This is a genomic window from Bdellovibrio bacteriovorus str. Tiberius (assembly GCF_000317895.1).
In the GTDB taxonomy this organism is placed as follows: domain Bacteria; phylum Bdellovibrionota; class Bdellovibrionia; order Bdellovibrionales; family Bdellovibrionaceae; genus Bdellovibrio; species Bdellovibrio bacteriovorus_F.
In genome coordinates this window covers 486,133-502,787 of record NC_019567.1, presented here as the reverse complement: position 1 = coordinate 502,787, position 16,655 = coordinate 486,133, and the positions used below count along the sequence as shown (strand labels likewise).

General features: G+C 50.4%; 14 protein-coding genes. 4 read left to right on the top strand and 10 right to left on the bottom strand.

The features are described 5' to 3' along the window. Positions 1-117: 117 nt before the first annotated feature. Positions 118-1,806 carry an AMP-binding protein gene (locus BDT_RS02465; protein WP_015089683.1) on the bottom strand — a complete coding sequence of 563 codons (1,689 nt, stop codon included), beginning with the start codon at positions 1,804-1,806 and terminating at the stop codon, positions 118-120. 106 nt (positions 1,807-1,912) lie between these two features. On the opposite strand from BDT_RS02465, the gene BDT_RS02460 reads away from it, so the two are divergent. From BDT_RS02460 to alaS, 3 genes are read left to right on the top strand one after another with little or no spacing between them, the layout of a single operon-like run. Continuing rightward, entirely contained in the window at positions 1,913-3,058 is a 1,146-nt protein-coding gene (locus tag BDT_RS02460; RefSeq protein WP_015089682.1) for a metallophosphoesterase, read from the top strand. Between the two features lie 23 nt (positions 3,059-3,081). Continuing rightward, positions 3,082-3,546 (top strand): regulatory protein RecX, encoded by a 465-nt coding sequence (locus BDT_RS02455; protein ID WP_015089681.1) that lies wholly within the window; start codon positions 3,082-3,084, stop codon positions 3,544-3,546. Further along, the gene (gene alaS, locus BDT_RS02450; RefSeq protein WP_015089680.1) at positions 3,533-6,256 is read left to right on the top strand and encodes an alanine--tRNA ligase; all 2,724 of its coding nucleotides are present in this window, start codon (positions 3,533-3,535) and stop codon (positions 6,254-6,256) included. The genes BDT_RS02455 and alaS overlap by 14 nt, the downstream gene beginning before the upstream one ends. A 42-nt stretch (positions 6,257-6,298) precedes the next feature. On the opposite strand, the gene BDT_RS02445 is transcribed toward alaS, so the two are convergent. The 3 genes from BDT_RS02445 to BDT_RS02435 form a co-directional block, all read right to left on the bottom strand. Continuing rightward, entirely contained in the window at positions 6,299-6,886 is a 588-nt protein-coding gene (locus BDT_RS02445) for a hypothetical protein (RefSeq protein WP_015089679.1), read from the bottom strand. A 103-nt stretch (positions 6,887-6,989) separates the two neighbouring features. Next, positions 6,990-9,290 carry a hybrid sensor histidine kinase/response regulator gene (locus tag BDT_RS02440; RefSeq protein WP_015089678.1) on the bottom strand — a complete coding sequence of 767 codons (2,301 nt, stop codon included), beginning with the start codon at positions 9,288-9,290 and terminating at the stop codon, positions 6,990-6,992. A gap of 12 nt (positions 9,291-9,302) precedes the next feature. Continuing rightward, on the bottom strand, positions 9,303-11,147 hold the full coding sequence (locus BDT_RS02435; RefSeq protein ID WP_015089677.1) for a hypothetical protein: 1,845 nt from the start codon (positions 11,145-11,147) through the stop codon (positions 9,303-9,305). A gap of 217 nt (positions 11,148-11,364) precedes the next feature. On the opposite strand from BDT_RS02435, the gene BDT_RS02430 reads away from it, so the two are divergent. After that, a complete protein-coding gene (locus tag BDT_RS02430; RefSeq protein ID WP_015089676.1) occupies positions 11,365-11,754 on the top strand; it encodes a hypothetical protein in 390 nt (129 codons plus the stop codon). A 59-nt stretch (positions 11,755-11,813) separates the two neighbouring features. On the opposite strand, the gene BDT_RS02425 is transcribed toward BDT_RS02430, so the two are convergent. From BDT_RS02425 to BDT_RS02400, 6 genes are all read right to left on the bottom strand, one after another. Then, positions 11,814-12,062 carry a hypothetical protein gene (locus BDT_RS02425; RefSeq protein WP_235046232.1) on the bottom strand — a complete coding sequence of 83 codons (249 nt, stop codon included), beginning with the start codon at positions 12,060-12,062 and terminating at the stop codon, positions 11,814-11,816. Between the two features lie 11 nt (positions 12,063-12,073). Continuing rightward, positions 12,074-13,405, bottom strand: coding sequence for a DUF3373 family protein (locus BDT_RS02420; RefSeq protein WP_015089674.1), 1,332 nt, complete (start codon positions 13,403-13,405; stop codon positions 12,074-12,076). 208 nt (positions 13,406-13,613) lie between these two features. Next, positions 13,614-14,012: a 30S ribosomal protein S9 gene (gene rpsI, locus BDT_RS02415; RefSeq protein ID WP_011163075.1), complete on the bottom strand. Its 399-nt coding sequence runs from the start codon at positions 14,010-14,012 to the stop codon at positions 13,614-13,616. Between the two features lie 13 nt (positions 14,013-14,025). Further along, positions 14,026-14,466 (bottom strand): 50S ribosomal protein L13, encoded by a 441-nt coding sequence (rplM, locus tag BDT_RS02410; RefSeq protein ID WP_015089671.1) that lies wholly within the window; start codon positions 14,464-14,466, stop codon positions 14,026-14,028. A gap of 110 nt (positions 14,467-14,576) precedes the next feature. Continuing rightward, positions 14,577-15,365, bottom strand: coding sequence for a tRNA pseudouridine(38-40) synthase TruA (truA, locus tag BDT_RS02405; protein WP_015089670.1), 789 nt, complete (start codon positions 15,363-15,365; stop codon positions 14,577-14,579). Positions 15,366-15,423: 58 nt separating this feature from the next. Beyond that, the gene (locus BDT_RS02400) at positions 15,424-16,503 is read right to left on the bottom strand and encodes a hypothetical protein (RefSeq protein WP_015089669.1); all 1,080 of its coding nucleotides are present in this window, start codon (positions 16,501-16,503) and stop codon (positions 15,424-15,426) included. Positions 16,504-16,655: the final 152 nt, after the last annotated feature.

Genomic DNA, 16,655 nt, shown 5'->3' with positions numbered 1-16,655 from the left:
CAAAGAATCAAGATTGGTAAAATAAATAACCGTGTTTTCACACTGTAATCATAACAGCGATTCAACAAAGAACGAACAAGAAGGCCTCACCCTTTCAGTCTTGTAACAAGACTAAACTCAAGGCAGTTCTTGCGCCCACGTGTCAGGGATGACGATCTTTGCATCCTCTTCCCAGAATTCATAAGGCGCTTTGTCGCCACGTTTTCTTTTTTCACGCTCCAAATTCACCAAATCGGAGCGGAGCACTTCACCGGAAGTGTTCTTGGGAATTTCCATGAACTCCACCCTGCGTATACGTTTGAACGGAGACAGACGCATGCGTGCAAAGTTCATAATGTCCAAAGCCAGCTCTTTGCTGGGTTCAACACCCTTACTGACCGTGATCAGCGCTTTCGGAACATTTTCGCGAATCGGGTCCGGACTCGGAATCACCACCGCCTCGCGAATGGCAGGAAATTCTTTCAAGACAAATTCAATTTCAAAAGGACTGATCCGATAATCCGAGGACTTAAACAAACCATCTATACGGTCGCAATAGGTAAAGTTCCCCATGTTGTCCAGGTACGCGGAATCTCCGGTGTGATAGTACTTTTGTGAAGAATCCAGTCCTGACATTAACCCCCAGGGGTTGTCCGAGATATCCACACAGATTTCCCCGCTGTCGGTCTCTTCACCCTTATCGTTAAGCAGCGCGATTTTGAATCCTGGCAAGGCTTTCCCGGAAGTTCCAAAGCTGTCTTTTTCTTCCGGCGGCACCCCAATCAAAGTGGCCGATTCGGTCTGACCATAACCATCGCGAATGAAAAGACCCCACGCCTGATGCACTTTCGAAATCAGATCCGCGGTCAAAGGCTCCCCGGTGCTTAAAGCTTCCCGTAAATGAACGTCATAGGATTTCAGATCCTCCTGACATAACAAACGCCACACCGTCGGCGGAGCACAGAATGACGTGATCGGATATTCATCCAGCACATCCAGAATCAAACTGGCGTTGAAGCGTTTTTCCTTAAAGACAAAGATGGTGGCCTCGGCATTCCAAGGCGCGATAAATGAATTCCAGTCATGCATGGCCCAGCCTGCCGAATTGATTCCCAGATGCACATCACCGGGATGCAAACCCATCCAGTACATGGTGGACAGATGCCCAACGGTAAAACCGGCATGACTGTGTTCCACCAGCTTGGGCTTCACACTGCTGGAAGATGTGAAATAGCGAAACAGCGGATCGATGGCTTTGGTGCGTTCAGTGACTTCGAACTCGGCGCTTTCTTTATAAACTTCCGGATAAAAGAGCCAGCCTTCCATCTCGGCATCCACCACGACCGAAATCACTCCGGAAGATGTCACATCAAATTTTTCCGTATGGGATTTGGTCGTGGCAATCATCTTGATCTTTTCACGGTTCAAACGATCCGTAAGCTCCTGCTGGGACAGTAGGGGATTGTTCGGAACGATCACCGCGCCGATTTTCATGGCGGCAAGCATGATCTCCCACAGGGCCACGTCGTTTTCTATCAAAAGAAAAACCGAATCGCCCTTTTGTAATCCCCGGGCCCGCATAAAGTTTGCGACCTGGTTTGAGCGTTTGGAAATTTCGCTGAAACTGAACTTCTTTTCATGTCCCACTTCGTCGACCAGCCACAAACCGATCTTGGAATTGCCCTCGGCCATGGGATCGAAATAATCCAGGGCCCAGTTGAAATCATCAAAGCGGGGCCAGCGGAATTGGCTGTAGGCGTGTTTATAGTCTGAACGGTGCAGAATCAGAAAGTCCCTCGCCTGCTCAAATTCATTACGAAAACTCATACAAACCTCCCGCGACTTTCCAAGATTAGCATTTGTTCCTCGACTCGCCGATCTGTGTTTCTACATTGGACTGTGCAAGCACAAGCCAACCATGATAAAAAAATGCATGGGAATTTTTCGTACTGTTGCCAGCACACTCATTCTTGCGATCTTCGTCTATGTCTCTCATCAGTTGACCCGCTTTACGGATTTTTCGTGGCAGGGAACAACTTTGATTGTTAGCCTCCTCGCATTCCTATTTGCTTTGGTGATTGGAACATTCCTGTTCTTCTGGAAAGAAAAAAAGCTGGACGTCAATCCATGGCGGGATCGTCTTTTGAACGGTTCCCTCACCGTCATGGCTTATATCAATTTTCTGATCACGCTGGTGATTTTGCGGGACCTGCTGGCTTTTACGGATAAGGTGACCGGCACTTGGATTTCTCTGGACGTGCTTTACAGCTCACAAGCCACTGCGGCCCTGATGGGACTGCCGGTGGTGATGGTTGCTGTGGGTAACGCCATTGTCCGCCGTGGAGCCCGCGCCAAAGTCATGCCGATCAGTTTTGCCAACCTGCCGTATGAATTGGAAGGTCTGCGTATCGTCCACATCACTGACTTGCACATCAGCCCCAGCCTGCCTCTGCGTCTGGTGCAAAAGCTGGTCGATCAGGTCAATGCAATGAAACCGGATATGGTCGTCTTTACCGGCGACATTCTGGACAGCTTCGTTGAAAAACATCAGCGCGAATTTGAAATCCTGAAACAGATGCGCGCCACCCATGGGATCTTTTATGTCCCCGGAAATCACGAATACTATTGGGATGCCCCAAAAGGGCTTCAGGCTTTCCGGTCCCTGGGGTTCCAGGTGCTGATCAACCAGACCGCCACCCTGAACTTTGGCAAAGCCGAACTGCAGATCGCCGGCATTCCCGACCCCGCCGCCCTGCACTTCCGCCAGGAAGGTCCGGAACTGGAAAAGGTCGCCCACCAGCTGCGCCCGGGGGCTTTCAAGATTCTGCTGTCCCACCAGCCTTCACTGGCCCCGCATGTGGAAAAGCTGGGGGTGGACTTGCAGCTTTCCGGGCACACCCATGGCGGACAGTTCTTCCCGTGGAACTGGCTGATTGTGTTCTTTGAACGCTATGCCAAGGGGTTGTACCGCCTGGGAAATATGCAGCTCTATGTCAATCAGGGAACCGGTTACTGGGGGCCGCAACTGCGTCTGGGAACTTATTGCGAACTGACTGAAATTATCCTTCGCAAGGCTTAAAAAACGGGGTATTAATTTCCCCTATGTCCCGAGAGAAAGATCCCCTCAAAACCCGTCAGTACGCCAAGAAAAAGGTCATGGACATGATCGCGCGGCGGGACCATTCCGAAAAAGAACTTCGCACCAAACTGAAAGAGAAGTTCTCGGACGAAGAGGACGTGGGGGATATCATCGACGAGGCGATTGAGTTTGCCAAAGACAACCGCTGGCTGGGCGACCCCGTCGACCTGGCCCATCGCTTGGCTGACATGCTTCATCGCCGCAACAAGGGCATCTATTACATCAACAACTACCTGAAGGAAAAAGGTCTTCCCGCTGTTGAGACAGATCGTGCTTTGGAGCTTGAAAAGGCGCTGGCGATTGTCAAAAATAAGTACGACGAAGACCACAAGTTTTCCCGAGATGAAAAAGCCCGAGTGGGCCGGTTGCTGGCTTCCCGTGGATTCGATTCTGAGACCGTAAGAAAGGTTATTTATGAAAAGCTCTGAGATCAGAAACGCCTTTATCAAATACTTTGAGAAGAACGGACACAAAGCGGTTCCGTCCTCTTCCCTGATTCCTGAAAATGATCCCACGTTGCTTTTCGCCAACGCCGGCATGAATCAGTTCAAGAACACGTTCCTGGGTCTTGAGAAGCGTGACTATACCCGTGCAGTCAGCTCCCAAAAGTGCGTGCGCGCTGGTGGCAAGCATAATGACCTTGAAAACGTGGGCTTCACAGCCCGTCACCACACTTTCTTTGAGATGGTGGGGAATTTCTCTTTCGGTGACTATTTCAAAAAAGACGCCATTCACTTTGCATGGGAATTCCTGACAAAGGAACTGGCGATTCCAAAAGAAAAGCTTTATGTGACCGTGCACATCTCTGACGATGAGGCCGCCGACATCTGGCACAACCAGGAAGGCGTTCCGCGCGATCGCATCTTCCGTTTCGACAAAGACAACTTCTGGAAAATGGGCGACACCGGTCCTTGCGGCCCTTGCACCGAGATCTTCTATGATCACGGCCCGAAAGCCGGCACCATTTCTGATCCATTCAAAGGCATCGAAGCCGGTGAAGACCGCTTCGTGGAAATCTGGAATCTGGTGTTCATGCAGTACTTCGAAAATCCTCCGGGCACTTTGACTCCGTTGCCAAAGCCATCTGTCGACACCGGTGGTGGTCTGGAGCGTATGTCCGCAGCCATGCAGGGCGTGTTCAACAACTACGACACGGATCTGTTCCAGCCGATGATTCAGCTGGCGTGCAAGATCGGCAATATCGAATACATCTCTGACAAAGAAGTTCTGGCGAAAAATCCGGCGGCAGCTGAAATCACTTCTGCTCTTCGCGTACTTGCGGATCACTGCCGCTCCACTTCCTTCCTGATTGCAGACGGCGCGTTGCCGTCCAATGAAGGCCGTGGTTACGTTCTTCGCCGTATCATGCGACGTGCGATCCGTTACGGTCGCAAGCTTTCTGCCGACAAATCCTTCCTGCCCGGCATGGCGGAAGCTTTGATCGAAAGCATGGGCTCTATTTATCCGGAACTTAAGACCCGCCGCGATCATATCCTGAACACCATCCGTGACGAAGAAGACCGCTTCATCGCCACTTTGGACAAAGGCACCACGATCCTCGAAGACGAGCTGAAAAAAGCGAAATCCAAAGGCATCAAAGAGCTTTCGGGCGAAGTTGTCTTCCGCATGTATGACACTTACGGCTTCCCTGCGGACTTGACCCGCGTGATCGCCAACGAACAAGGCATCGAAGTGAACGAGGCCGCGTTTGAAAAGGAAATGGAAGACAACCGCGCAAAATCCAAAGCCAGCTGGAAAGGCAAATCCATGGGTGCTGATGAAGCGCACATGATCAAATTTGCGAAAGACTATCTTCAGTCCGGCAAATCTGTGACCTTCCTGGGCTATGAAGGAACAATCGGCGACGGTAAAGTCATGGGTCTTTCAAATGGTCAGGCCGAAGTTCAGGAACTGAAAACCGGCGACACCGGTCTGATGATTCTGAATGCGACCACTTTCTATGGTGAAGGCGGCGGCCAGTCCGGCGACGTGGGTTACATCATGCAGGACACCAACCGTGCCCGCGTGATCAACACCACTAAAATCGACGATATCGTCCTTCACCACGTTGAAATCGAACACGGTTCCTTCAAGGTGGGCACGGCGGTTGTCACGGGTGTGGATCCAGTCGAAAGACGCAACACTGCGGCCAACCACTCTGCAACTCACTTGTTGCACGCGGCTTTGCGCAAGGTTCTGGGCACTCACGTGACTCAGGCCGGTTCTTTGGTTGATTCCCAGAAAACCCGTTTCGACTTTACTCACAACAAACCGGTTTCTTCTGAAGAAATCAAAAAAATTGAAGACCTGGTGAACGAACAGATCGCCCGCGGCAATCCGGTGCAAACCGAGATGATGTCCCACAAGGCAGCCCTTGAAAAAGGCGCGATGGCATTGTTCGGTGAAAAATATGCGAGCGACGTGCGTGTACTGACCATGGGTGATTTCTCTTGCGAGCTTTGCGGCGGTACTCACGTGAAGAACACTTCTGAAATCCGTCTGTTCAAAGTCGTTTCAGAAGCGGGCGTCAGCTCGGGTGTTCGCCGTATCGAGGCCATTACGGCTGACAACGCTGTTTCTTACATGATGAGCGCTGTGAGCCATCTGGATGATGCTTTGGCTGCTGCCGGCTTCCAAAAAAGCCCGCACTACATCAAGCATCTGGAAACCACCGGTGAAAATGCCACTTTGGCAAATCGTGTGGAGTCCCTGAAAGATCAGGTGAAGCAGCTTGAAAAGGAAATGAAGAAGCTTCAGGGCGGTCAGGTGAATGTGGATGACCTGGCAGCCAACGCACTGACCTTCAAAACCAAGGCCGGCGCTTCTGCGAAACTGGTTCTGGCGGATGTTCCATTGGATGACCGTCAGGTTCTGGCGGAAGTCACTGATCACTTAAAAAATAAAATCCAGTCCGGCATCGTGGTTGTTGTCGGCCAGGGTGACGGCAGTCATCCAATCATCGTCAGCGTATCGAAAGAAATTTCCGGCGAAACAAAAGCCGGTGATCTTCTGAAGGAAGTTGCTGGTGTTATGGGTGGCAAAGGTGGCGGTCGTCCGGACTTTGCTCAAGGGGCGGCACCAAACCGTGCGCAACTGAACGAAGCCTTCGGCAAAGTGAAATCCATGCTGGGTCTTTAAGACCAAAAAAAAGGGCCCTTGGGGCCCTTTTTCTTTATCTACTTATTCGCAGTTCATCGCTGTCCAGTTGTTACGAACGTGGGAAACATAGGCCTGGAACACATCTGCCAGGCCTCCACACAGATCCTTCAGGCCTGTCCCGCAGGAATCCTTTTCTTCACCCAGATTCACACGGGTTTCATTGGCATACAAAGACGCATACGCCGGCTTGTATCTCATCGCGCACATGTCTGCTGATTTCACCGGTGCCGCGCACACGGAAGAACCGCTCAGGATTGTTTTCAGTTCCGACAGACTGCCCGCAGACAGGCAGCGTTCCTGAATCACCGTGTTCACTTCATCCACCAGCTGAATGCGGCCTGAATCGGTCGCAATCACCAGTCGATACTGACCCAGCTCACTGGCTTTGGCAGCAACGCCTTCAACCACGGTGTCAGACACATTGGGAATTTCAACATAAGTGACTTTGGCGGGAGTGTTTGCGGAATCACCACCACCGGATGGAGGAAGCGCCACAGAAACATCATTCAATGATGCCATTTCAGATGTCTGAAGCGAGTTCTGACTGCAGTTCTGGAATCCCAGAATGAGACACACAGTCCCGGTCAGCAGTGCCAAACGTTTAGTCATGAATTCCCCCTGTTTGCCCGTTTCATAATGAATAGAGGCAAGATCCGTTCCGCGCTCGGACCTTCGTAATATCGGGATAAGCTGTTAGAAACTTAACGCTGTCTTAAGAGTTTGCAGGGGCTGTTTTGATGTCTTCAGCGCAGTATTTTTGAACGATTTCCAGAACGGTCTGTTTGCGCACGGGCTTGCCACAGTGCTGGTCCGCCCCGGCCATAAGGCTTTTTTCAATGTCTTCAGTAAAGCTGTTGGCGGAAATCACCACCACCGGCGTACGGCGCAGGCCCCGGGCCCGCTCGATTTCACGCAGCTTTCGGATCGTGTCCAGACCCGACATCTTCGGCATCTGCACATCCATAAAGATCATATCGTAATGACCCACCTCCCACAGCTCCAGGCACTCATAGCCGTTGTAAGCTGAATCAGTGGTCACATAATCCAGGCGCTTGATATAAGCCTTCAACAGCGTGTGATTTTCTTCCATGTCATCCACAATCAGGATGCTTTTTCGACCGGCGTCGGTCCCCTGGCGCACGACCTGTGGTGGCGGCGTCATTTCCAGATTAAAGCGCGTGCTCCACAGCTCGGCCCGGCTCGAAGTCACTTGCACCGAGAAATGAAAACGTGATCCCACGAACTGGCGGCTTTCACAGTAAAGCTCTCCACCCATCAACTGCACAATCTTTTGTGAAATGCTTAACCCCAGTCCGGTGCCCCCGAAGCGACGGGTGACCGATGAATCCTCCTGCCCGAATTCATCAAAGACTTTTTTCAGGTTTTCTTTGGCGATACCGATGCCGGTGTCCTTCACCTCAAAGAAGATGGTTTCTTTACCCGGCTCTTTTCCCGGATAAGGCTGCACCGTCAATTCAATCCCACCCCGATCGGTGAACTTGACCGCATTCCCCAGAAGATTCATCAACACCTGCTTCAGGCGCAAAGAATCCCCGACAATCAAACGGTCATGTTCGGGAGGATGAAAAGTGAACTGCAGATTTTTGCGCAGGATGGATGTGCTGATCAAAGCCTGCACTTCGCGCACCAGATCACTCAGCAGGAATTCCCGGCTTTCAAGCTGCATACGGCCTGATTCAAACTTCGAGAAGTCCAGGATATTGTTAAGCATGCTCAGCAGGGTATCCCCCGCACTTTGCAAGGAAATCAGAAGTTCTTTTTGTTCGAAATTCAAATGCGTTTCATTCAAAAGTTCCGCCGAACCCAGCATCGCATTCAGCGGCGTGCGGATTTCATGACTCATGGTTGAAAGGAACAGGGACTTGGCACGTGTTGCGGCTTCGGCGCGGTCACGTGAATCCTGCAGGCGGGCCAACGCCTCTTTATCCTGCGCGATCACGTACTTTCCGGTCATCCACACCATCAGGGTGAAAACCACATAGGCCACCAAGGCCACAAAACCAAAGAAGAACAAACGGAAGTACAAGCCGGAATAAGCTTCGGACTTTTCCTGATAGATCACCAGATGCCATGGCTTGCCTTTGATCGAACGGGAATACGTCAGATAAGTCTTGCCGTCCGAACCGGGGAAATCCTGAAGCTGGCGCTGATTCTGAATATTAAAAACTTTTTGCGAAATCTTGGGCATCGCCTTGAATTCATCCTGATTCATGGCACGCAGATATTTAAAGCCCAGCACCGGCGTGTCTTTGGCGATCAACGGCAGCACCGGGCGACCGTGTTCATCCACGATCAAAGCACCCCCGGTTTCACCTAGCTTGAAGATCCCCAGGCGATGGGCGATGTCCCCGGCCAGGGTGTCGATTCCCACCACGGCTTCAAGTTTTCCGGCATTGTTAAAAATTCCGGTGGAGGTGCTGAACATGATCTTTTCCATGTAGCCCTTGTCGAAATAGAAATCCGAATAGTTCACCCCGGAATTCTTTTCGTTCATCCACCACCACTGAACATCCGGATCCTTGTCGTAACCGGGTTCGGTAAACACTTCCGCCACGAAGGTGGAGGGTTCATTGTATTTGGGATTGGCAAACAGGGAATAATCGCGGTGAACAACATAGACATAGGATTCACGTCCCATGTATTCCCGCGCCAGACGGGGCCCTAAAGCGACCCAGGCGTTAAACTGTGTACTGTGACTGGCGATAGTCGCCGAAGCGAACTGGCGGAACTTTTCAACCCGCGTGCCCTTGGGCATCACATCGAAAAGTTCAACCATGCTTTTCAAGCGCTGAACGTTGGCTTCCAGCGTGGCAAAGTCATTGTTGATCCGGTCCACTTCGCGGGCCGAAGCCGGCTCCATGCGCTCCCGGATCGCGCGCTGCTCTTGAATGAAAAGATGCGTGCCATAGACCCCCAGTACCGTTAAAAGCACCAGGGTTGTCACCAGCTGATTCAGCAGGAATAAATGGACAAAGGTCAGCTTCTTTTTCATTCTTCCCGCAGATTAGAAGTTCACACCCAATCCAACAGTTCCATAGAAAGTGGTTAGCTTTGCGCCGGAACCGTCAGAGTTCTTTTCATAGTAATAGTTCTTCAAACCAAATCCGGCTTCACCGAAGAAGCGCGGAGTCCACAACACCTTCCCGTGGAAGTTCAGCACATAGTCATCACCCAAAGTGATATCGCTGTCAGTGGAAGAGAAATACTTGATAAATTCCATGTCCACCCATTTTGGATAGTTCATGAACGGGATTTTCGAGAACCAGTAATCAATCGCGCGCGGCATGGAGCGCGCCCAGAACAAACCCGCACCGATCTTCGGCACATTGTTGTCCCCCAAAGTCATCGCCTCGTATGCCACAATCAGACCCACGGTTTCATCTTTTTCCCACAGGCCCGGAGTAAAGCGATAGCGCAGATCCGCATCCATCACGGCCAGCTTCACGTCTTCAGAATTTCCGCCCGCAGTGGATGCTGGCAGATTCGTCAGGGACGTGAAGTATTTCGCACTGACACCCCAGCGCTGTTTGGACAGCCAGTAGTTCTGCCAGCCAAACAAATCATTAAACCACCAGGAAACGTGACCTTCACCCAGAACCACATAGTCAGATTCACTGGTCACAACGCCAGTCAGACGCAAGCTGGCTTCGCCGGCACCAGCGCGATAGATTTCAAAATAAGATTTGTGCGTGGCTTTTTCACCTGGCACATCCAAAGTCGCCGTGTTCATGGCAAACTTCTGAGGAGTTTCAAAATTCCAGACCGTCACGTTGTCTTCAACATCACGAACCGGCATCTGATCCTTTGAAAGATAAGTGCCCTTCAGCGCACGGGTTGAAATAAAGCGGCGGTCCTTCTGTCGAGGCGGTTCAGAGATCTCCAGATTATAGACAAACACCCCGCCGGATTTCCCCGGCAACACCAGACGGGCATTTTTCTGAGTCACATCAGCCTGCCACATATCCGCGCGGGCCCCGATCGTGCTTTCAAAGCCCAGCATCCTGGTCACAGAACCATAGTCTTCACCAAGCACGTTTTCAGATTCCAGCTTCAAAGGCTTGGGCAGATCACCAGTCAGGGTCACATCACCGGCTTTCTTTTCAGATTCGATCATGTCACGAATCACCGGAGCCACCGGTTCAGAAACGAATTCATAAGTCGCATCAGAATCCAGTGTCGCCAGGAACTGCACCGGAGTTCCCACCGCAACTTCTTCGGCCCCTTGCAGTTTCTTTTCTTCATTTTGGAAGATCACACGCGGGCTGGCTTCAGATTTGGTCACACCAATTTGTACGTTGCCTTCTTTGATTTCCACCCCGTACCACTGGGAACAGATGCTGGAATAACCTTTGCCGGCTTCAGCACGCAGACAGAAACGGAAACGTTCGCCGTCTTTCCATTGAGGGCCTTTGCTTTCATTGATTCCGGCATAGGACCAGGTGCCTGTTCCTTTTACCGGCTGTTTCCACAGCTCTTTCCCCTGCTGGCTGATCACCGACACTTCACCGCCGGGAACCAGTTCATGATTCCATGTCAGATTCAGGGTGTTCGTTTCAACCTTCGCAGCAAGGGATTGGTTGTCGAAAACTAGGCCGCCCACATCAAGCTGTTTTCCCTTGGACTTTTTCAGGTCATATTCGACCACTGGATTTTTTATTTTCAGCTCTTGATCCATCACTGAGAAGAACAGAGGCCGTGTGAACTCCGTCTCTTTTTTCTCAGCTTTTTCAGGAGTCTCCGCGGAAGCCGCGGCTGGAGCCGCTTCGGGAGTGGTGGGTTTTGCTGCCTCTTGTGCAAAAACAGTTTGGCAACCTAAGATGACGACCAAAGATGAAATCAAGCTCTTCACAGATGTTCCTTATGCAAAATTTCGTTAACACTAAGAATAATCTAATAAATACGAATAAGTCCTTTAAATCAGAGCACTTAAGACTTAGTACTAGGACCAGCTTGCGTCCAATGTGGAACTTTGCCCGCAGAGCCTAGACAAATAGTGCGATGCATTTGCATTGCATGGTCTAGGACACTGAAATAGCCTCCCCCCGTTCACCTTATAGGAGGTTTTAATGAAAAAGCTTGTTATGGCTGCGATGATTCTGATGGGTTCTTCCGCGATGGCAGACTCAAGAATCATGACTTGTGTTGTTCCTTCCGAAACTAACGCTGTTACTTTGGCAGTTGATTTGGCTGATGATCAGTCCGCTGACTTCGTAATGGTTAACCTGAATGAGCGCACTAAATCTGCTGTGTTCTTCTCTCAGATGGACAAAGGCACGATTGCTCAACAACTTCAGAACGGTTTCCTGAACCTGTTGGCTTTGACTGAAAAGTCCTCTCAAGTTGACGGTGTTATCACTAACACTGGTTTCTTGGGTCTGAGCCTTGAGTCTGATGGCACTTTCGGTGGCTTCCTGGCTGCTAACGGTAACATCTACCCATTGTCTTGCACGAAGTAATCTGTTCTTAACAGAGCTTTCAAGATGAAATGAAAAGCGCCTCGCAAGAGGCGTTTTTTTTATCGTCCGATGACGGCACCGGCGTTGGACTTCAGACACTTGACCTGACAGCTGTCGTACACGGTCACTTTCGTTCCCGGCACACACGTCAGATACAACGGACGAATCAAAGACAGCGCTTCTTCATAGCTGATCTTTTTCTTGCACTCCTGGACAATGACTTCCTGAATGGACTCGACCTTGCCGGCATAGGCCGACGCAGGCCCCAGAACCACGAATGTCATCACAAGCATTGAAAAGAAAATCATAACCCCACTCATCAGAAGTCCGTTCTTAGACTGAGGTAATAAGTTTTCAAAACACGATCCGTGCTTTGCACCGGACCAAACCCGATCGGAATCGCCGAATAGTTCTGCTGACGATAGCCCGCACGCACAGTCACAAGACTCATCCACTTGGTGGTGACATACAGATGTTCGCTGTTACCCGGGGTTGAATAGAATCTTGTCAGGTCCTCGGGCGCGGCCGAAAAATAAAACGGCACACCGGAACTGGTCAGCCATTCCAAACCCACCGCCCAATTTGAAAAACGATAGCGCGTGGAAACCAACGTCAGGCTGCCGTAGTTCGTTCCATAATCCTGATCTGTTCCAAAGCCCAAACCCGGAGCCAGCAATCCATCACTGATCGTGTTGGTGTAAGTGTGACTGAGCGAAACATCCACAGCGGTCTGAGCAATGCTGTTAAGCTCAAGCAGTGCTGTCAGGCCATCTCCCTGCATATTCAGATCAGAAGACCCCGTTCCCGTGAAGAAAGGCAGGCGTCCACTTTTATAGTACTGAAGAATTGCGCCCAGCTCGTCCGTCCATGACTGATTCTTCAAAGTGTAATCCAACTGGACCGAACCCATGTTAATCAAAGTTTCGGTGTCGTCGCCCACTTGAATACTGCCGTTGCTATCATCCGTTGGAGGACGCAGGAATTTTCGGTTTCCACCCCACACGACATCGGTGAATGGCGTGTACAGCACACGCACCGCCAGCTCATGATTTAAGGGCAAATAAGGATCCGCGCGGAAGGTGACAGCAACCCCGTCCAACGGCGCATCGAAGGTCAGCAGCGGATAAGTCCCCTGCCTTGGAAGCATGTCCCAGAAATGCTCCGGGCTGCCGTTCACAGTCGGCAATCGCCCCACGGACAAAGTCCAAACGGATTCAGGGCAGGACAAATCGACATAGGCTTTTTCCAGATATATCAAAGAACCGGAATTGGAATACACACCCTCCACATCGTGGATGTATGTGGGGTCTCCGCCCTGGGAACGCCAGTTGTTCATAAACTTCGTGGCGGTCAGTCGTGTATAGACGCGAATCTGCGGATTGATCTCGGCATCCGCATTCAACGAAAGACGCAGACGCAGATACTGCAAATCCGGATTATCAAAAGTTTCGGGATATTTTTCTTCAGCAGAAATATGATCGTAAGTGGAAATCAGAAAGCCCGACAGATTGAAGTATCGAAGGTTTTGATTGGCTTCCAGTTCGGCCAGACGCTCTTCCACAGTTTTCGGAGTCGCCACATACATGGAAGCCTGATGAGCATGCCCCACACATCCCAAGAACAACAACAATCCGACAACAGCATTTTTCATGCAGCGCCCTCCCCCATATAGAGGACTAGCACCCGCATGACAGCGTTGCAATGAGAGTAAAATTACAATTCTACGAGACTTATAAACAGGCAGTATTTAGAAAGATCAAAGAAACTTGAAAGAGACAGATTTTGAATAAAAAAAAGGGAGCTCGAAAGCTCCCTTTTTTCTTCCATTCGCAATTCTCGAAAGAATGCGTCCGAGCAAATTAACGCTTGGAGTATTGGAATCTACGGCGTGCACCTGCTTTACCGTATTTTTTACGCTCAACCATACGAGGATCACGTGTAACGAATCCAGCTTTCTTCAAGATCCCTTTGAATTCAGGATTGAAAGCGATCAAAGCACGAGTGATACCCAAACGGATCGCACCAGCTTGTCCAGACTCACCACCACCTGCTACAGTGATTTTTGCGTCGAATTTGCCGATTTGGTTCAAAAGATCAAGAGGCTGTACAATCACCATGCGGGATTGCATACGAGTCAAATAATCTTCAGATTTTTTACCGTTGATTGTGATAGTGCCTTTACCAGGCTTAAGGAAAACACGCGCTGCGCTTGTTTTTCTTCTTCCAGTTGCATAATAGAATTTATCAGCTGCTGCCATTTTCTATCTCCGATTATTTCTTAGATGGAAGGGTGAAAAGAGCCGGCTTTTGAGCAGCATGAGGATGCTCAGCACCAGTGTATGTCTTCATTTTCATGATAACATGACGGGATAGCTTGTTTGTTGGAAGCATACCGCGAACAGCTTCGTGAATGATGAAAGTAGAATCTTTCTCTTTCGCTTGAGCTGCTGTCATCTCTTTCATAGAACCGAAGAAGCGAGTGTGAGAATAGTACTTCTTATCCTGCCACTTAGTTCCAGAAAGCTCCATCTTGTCCGTGTTGATAACGATTACGAAATCGCCAGTATCAACGTTCGGAGTGTAGATAGCTTTGTTTTTACCACGAAGGATAGTCGCAACATGAGTAGCTACACGACCAACTTTTTGGCCAGCGGCATCGACAATCCACCATTTTCTTTCAACTTCATCTGCCTTAGCATTGAAAGTCTTCATTAGAGTCTCCAGTTTCATTTTGAACAGCCGGTTTTACCGTCCGTCTGCTCGGCAAAAATATGTTTGAGTTTAACAACGGGCTCTTACACTATTTTGCGGGAAGGGATGTTTTAAAGTTCTAGGCACCTAATGTCAAGGTCCTGAGGATAATAAACCTTCATCAAGTACAGGCCCTGCGCGGGGGCCGGCGGACCGGCTTTCATGCGGTCTTGAGCCGCAATAATGTCCTTCATCGTGGACGGAGCCAGGCCTTTGCGTTCCAAAAACATTGAGGTCCCCACAATATTTCGCACCATCTGCTTTAAAAAGCCGCTGCCGGTGATCGTGAACTGCATGACACCGGGCTTACGCCACTCCCAATCCGCTCTGTAAATCTCGCGAACCGTATCCGGAACCGGGGTTCCGACCGATTGAAAGCTCTTAAAGTCTTGATTTCCCAAGAGATATTTAGAACTTTCCTGCAAATGTTCGATATTAATGGGCAGGCGCACCCAGTCCGCATAGCGATTCAAATGAGCGCTGGGACGGGGTTTATTCACTATTAGATAGCGATACGTTTTATGGGTCGCCGACAAAGTCGCATGGAAATCATCCGGGGCAATCCAGGCTTTTTTAGCCACGATGCTCGGGGGCAAGTGGGAATTCAAAGCCCAGCACAGGTCCCATTTCTTACTCGGATCAATCTTGCGATGCGTAGAAAAGTGGCAAACTTGGTTCAGGGCATGAACCCCGGCGTCTGTGCGCCCGGAAGCAAACAGGGTGATTTTTTCATTGAAGACCTTGGACAAGGCCTCTTCGATCACCTGAGCGACCGAAATCTGGTCCTCGGGTTTTTGTTTCTGCCAGCCGCAGAATCCTGTTCCGTCATAAGCAACGGTAAAACGCACTTTCGTCATCATGGGCGGGAACCTATCAGGTTCCCCTTAAGGCCGCAAGATGGCGGGAACTTTTAACAGCCTAGAGCAAAGCTCCCTGACAGGTCACGACTTTGCCGCCGAAGTAAGCATAGTTTCTTAAGGCCGAGATAATACCGTCTTTAAATCCTTTCAAGGCCGGCAAAGACGCTCTTAAGCCCTCCATACGGAAAAGATAATATCGGGTCGCATGATCCTGATAAACGAGGAAAATACCAATCCCCGGAGGCATGGACATTCCCGTCGAAGCCGCCCAACCGAACTGACTCGGCCCCTGGCGGAAGACACCCGTCGCGCCCCCATACATGGTGGTGTTTTTCTGATGAGTGAAAGCACCGTCACGTTTTTCAAACACAAGGCCATAAGTACCCGCCGCAGAAATCTCGGCCACACCAGTCAGGGTTTTCTTCAGGCGTTCAACGTCCATGAAAATTTCAAAGACCATTTTGGATTTGCCGTCTGCGCCCACTTGGCGGGAAACACCAGCGCCAAGCCCCAGCATATAAAAGAATCCACCGGATTCAGGAATGAAGCGGCCAATGCTTCTGCCACGAAGCGCTTCCATCACCTTCTGCGGCAGTGCCAAGCCGGCCCCCACAGAAACCATCATCGTCCCGCCTTTCACATTACTGCGGGAAACGACATGAGAACTTTCATAGAAACGATTGTTCAGTTCATTCAAAGCCTTGTTGATCTTGCCTGGTTTCAAACGGAAGAAAGACAGCACGCGCGCGAACTTACCCAGAAACGCTGACTTCTTCGCCAGGAACTTGGCGATGTCGGCATCAGAAAGTTCCAGCAGTTTTTCCAGCTCCGCTTCAGTGCGCGGGCCTTCAAATTCATAAAGCTTGTCAGCGGGAATTTCAGCCGTCATCGCAGCACGGGCTCTTTCCACAAAGGCCTTGCGGTTGAAGTCCTTGTCAGCTTCCACCACTTCAGACAAATCCAGCTTTATCACCGCTTCATCAGGCATGTCGGTGCGCGGGGCTTTCTGGGATTCAGCTTGGTTGGGAGCAGATTCAAAAAGCAGGAGATTGGCGTCGTCTTCGGCATAGGCATGAGCCCCGGTCAAAGAAACGGCAGCGATCAAAAGCAGGCTTTTGAAAAGGGTACGAATGGCCATGGGATCTCCTGTTCCCCTTTAAAAGAGCAACGAGCATACCAGCTGCCAAATAAGAGAAAAGCCCTTAAACGTCCATTATCTCTGCTAAATTGCTTATAAGGCACGGCCAGGTGATGGCCCCAGTCAGCCCTGTGACAGGAAACCCAAAATAG